This window comes from Stenotrophomonas sp. P5_A8 (assembly GCF_056400545.1).
In genome coordinates this window covers 1-2,885 of sequence record NZ_JBFULB010000419.1, presented here as the reverse complement: position 1 = coordinate 2,885, position 2,885 = coordinate 1, and the positions used below count along the sequence as shown (strand labels likewise).

Sequence of the window (2,885 nt, the reverse complement as noted above, 5' to 3'; positions counted from 1 at the left end):
ATCCACCGCCGCGTAGCGCGAGCCTTCCGAATCGGTGCCCAAGGTGACGTTGCGTACTTCGGTGGGCCGCTTGCCGACGTAGTTGATGATGCCGCCGGGCGCCATCACGCCCGCGGCCAGGCCGGCTTCGCCCTTGAGGATTTCAACCTGCTGCACATTCTCCAGCGCCAGGCGCTGCTCGCCGGCGATGGACAGACCGTTGAAGCGGTAGCCGGTGGCCGTGTCCAGCGGAAAGCCGCGGATGGCAATGTTCTGGTAATACCCGACCGGCGCGTAGCTGTCGCCCAGCGCGGCATCGTTGCTGGCCAGCTCGGACAGCGTGCGCACCTGGCGGCTGTCCAGCAGCGTGCGATCGAGCACGTTCATCGACGCCGGCGTGTTCTTCCAGTCGCCGCTGCCGAAGCTGTTGGACTGGATGGCGGGCGTCACCGATTGCCGCGCCTGCACGCGCACGGCGGCAAGTTCGGTCGGGGTACGGTCGGCGGCATCGGGTGCGGCGTCGCTGGCGTGCAGCGGCAGGGCGGCGCACAGGGCAACGGTCAGCAGGGCAGGGCGGTAGCAGCGGTTCATTCGATTCGTCATCAGCCAGAAGAGACGAAGCGACGGCGCGCGCGCAGCGACCCGTCCGGTCGTTGCGCCCACTGCACAAAGCTCCCTACGCCGGTATCAACCGGATCAGGTTCCAAGGGACTCTCTCAGCCTGGCTTCGCCAGGCACCCCCGCTTCGGCGACTATTTCACCACAACCGGTACGGTTTTGCCCGCCCTCGCTCAGGCGGCGGCGTGCAGGGCCGCGAGCAGGGCCTGCCCGTCGGTGCCCTTGAACCAGTCGGCGTGGCCCAGCAGGAAGGTGTGGTAGGCCACGTCGGCGTTGGCTGAAGAGCCGGTGACGCCTTCGAAGTACTCCACTTCGGACAGGGCAAAGTCCAGGTGCACGATCGGCAGCAGATCGGCGAGCAGGTGCACGCGCTCGGCCGACAGCGGCAGCACGTCCCGATAGCCCTCAAGCAGGGCCAGCGCGATCGGCACGCGTGCGGCGGGGGCCGGTGCGTCCACGTCCAGCCAGGCAACCGCATTGCGTTCGATGGCCGTGGCCAGGTCGAACAGGGCGCTGGTGGGCGAGGCCAGCCCGAAGTCGAGCACGCTGGCCACCTCCATGCCGTCGCCCGACGCGCGCCACAGCAGGTTGGAGACGTGCCAGTCGTTGTGCGTCCACAGCCGCGGCTCATCCTGCAGGCGTGCGGCCAAGCCGGCATGCCAGGGCAGCACCGCGCGCTGCAGGTCGTCCTGCCAGGTCTGTCGCGCCAGATACGCGGCCAGGCCGGGGCGAACGTGGAGATCGCGCGCGATCATCGCCACCGGGTCGGCGCTGCGGATCAGGTCGTCACGCGCGACCAGCAGGTGCGTGTCGCGCTGCGGGCCTTGGTAACCGGCCGAGGCCTGATGCAGCTGTGCGAGCACGCGGCCGGCTTCGCGCGCCTGCGCGGCGTCGGTCAGTGGTGTCCAGGAGGGGGCGTCGCGATACAGGTCGTGGCCGGGTGCAAGGGCGTGCAGCTCGTAGGTCCAGCCATCGTGTTCGACCGCGGTGCTGCCATCGACCGCGCGCAGTACCTGCACGACCGGTATGCCGGCGGCGGCAAGGTGGGCGATGAAGCGATGCTCTTCGCCCAGCACCTGCGCACTGCGTACGCTGGCGTGGTGACGCTTGACGAAGACCGGTCCGGCCGCACCGCTCTCGACGATGGCCGCCGCCGACAACGGGCGTGGGCTATGCCACAGCAGGCGGCCGTGGCTGCCAAGCTGCGGATACCGGTCCTGCAACCAGGCGATTTCCTTGTCGGTGATCGCCGGCCAGTCGGCAACGACCGTATCGTTGTCGAGGCCCTGGACGAGGTGGGTGTCGGTGTTCATCGGGACGCGGTCGGACGTGCGCTGCGGCGCGGGGGGGAGCGCTAGGGTACCGCGTGCGTCGGGTGTCCATGCCGTTGCGCAGCGCGTGCCTGGAACGCAGAACGGGCGGGTCATCGACCCGCCCGCTGCGCTGTCGTCCATCAAGCGGCCGCTTCAGCCGGCCGTCGCGCCCGCTTTACCAGCCGCGCCCATGGCGACGATCCCAGTCGCGGCGATCGCGCTGTTCGCGCTCCCAACGGGCGCGGTCATTGCGGCGGTCGTAACCGCGGTCGTAGCCGTAGCGGCGGTCATGACGGCGATCATCATAGCGGCGGTTGTCGTAGCCGCGATCGTAGCGGCGGTCACGGTTGTCGCGGGTGGTGAGGTTGCCGATGGCACCACCGGCAACCGCGCCGCCGACCGTGGCGGTCGGGTCGCCGTTGGAGATAAGGTGACCGGCCACGCCGCCCACCACCGCGCCCACGACCGTGCGCTTGTCCTTCCTGGACATTGCGCTGGCATCGCTGATGGTGGCCAGGCCGGCGGTCAGCGCCAGGGCCATGGCCAGGCCACGAAAGCTGAGTGCGGAAATGTTGAGCATGTTCGGTTCTCCTGTCGGGTGCTGGCTACCAAGCTGGGGTTCCAACATTGTCGGAACATTGCCGCCTGGGTGAGGCCAGAGTGCGTATTCATATAACGGCAGGGCGTCTGAAGCGGTGCTGAAAAATGCATGACCTGCGCATGAACGATGGCGGCCGTTGGGGTTTGGCCGCCGCTGACCGCACAGCCAACGGAGCGCAGACAACAAAGGCGCTTCTCTCCACTGGAGGGGCGTGTCTTGTTCCGCGTGCTTTAGGCGGTGGCGCACCGCTACGTGCGTACGGATGCAAGCGTCGTGCGTCGTGCGGGGTTGTCGCGAGCGTGGGGGCCCCGTAGCGGCCGGTAGGCCCCTGGCGCAAATGTCCCCCGGCCGCTGGGCGGCCTCCTCCTTGATTT

3 protein-coding genes and 1 riboswitch are annotated in these 2,885 nt (G+C 68.7%); all 3 genes read right to left on the bottom strand.

Going from position 1 to position 2,885, the window contains the following annotated elements; genetic code table 11:
- Positions 1 to 570: TonB-dependent receptor plug domain-containing protein (locus AC1DQP_RS19000; RefSeq protein ID WP_478052257.1), on the bottom strand; the 570-nt coding region annotated here is incomplete at its 3' end.
- Positions 571 to 635: 65 nt separating this feature from the next.
- A riboswitch (TPP riboswitch) is annotated at positions 636 to 731 on the bottom strand.
- Positions 732 to 770: 39 nt separating this feature from the next.
- Positions 771 to 1,910, bottom strand: a complete 1,140-nt coding sequence (locus AC1DQP_RS18995) for a phosphotransferase enzyme family protein (RefSeq protein WP_478052256.1) — start codon at positions 1,908 to 1,910, stop codon at positions 771 to 773.
- Positions 1,911 to 2,085: 175 nt separating this feature from the next.
- Positions 2,086 to 2,490 carry a glycine zipper 2TM domain-containing protein gene (locus AC1DQP_RS18990; RefSeq protein ID WP_256775286.1) on the bottom strand — a complete coding sequence of 135 codons (405 nt, stop codon included), beginning with the start codon at positions 2,488 to 2,490 and terminating at the stop codon, positions 2,086 to 2,088.
- Positions 2,491 to 2,885 lie beyond the last annotated feature (395 nt).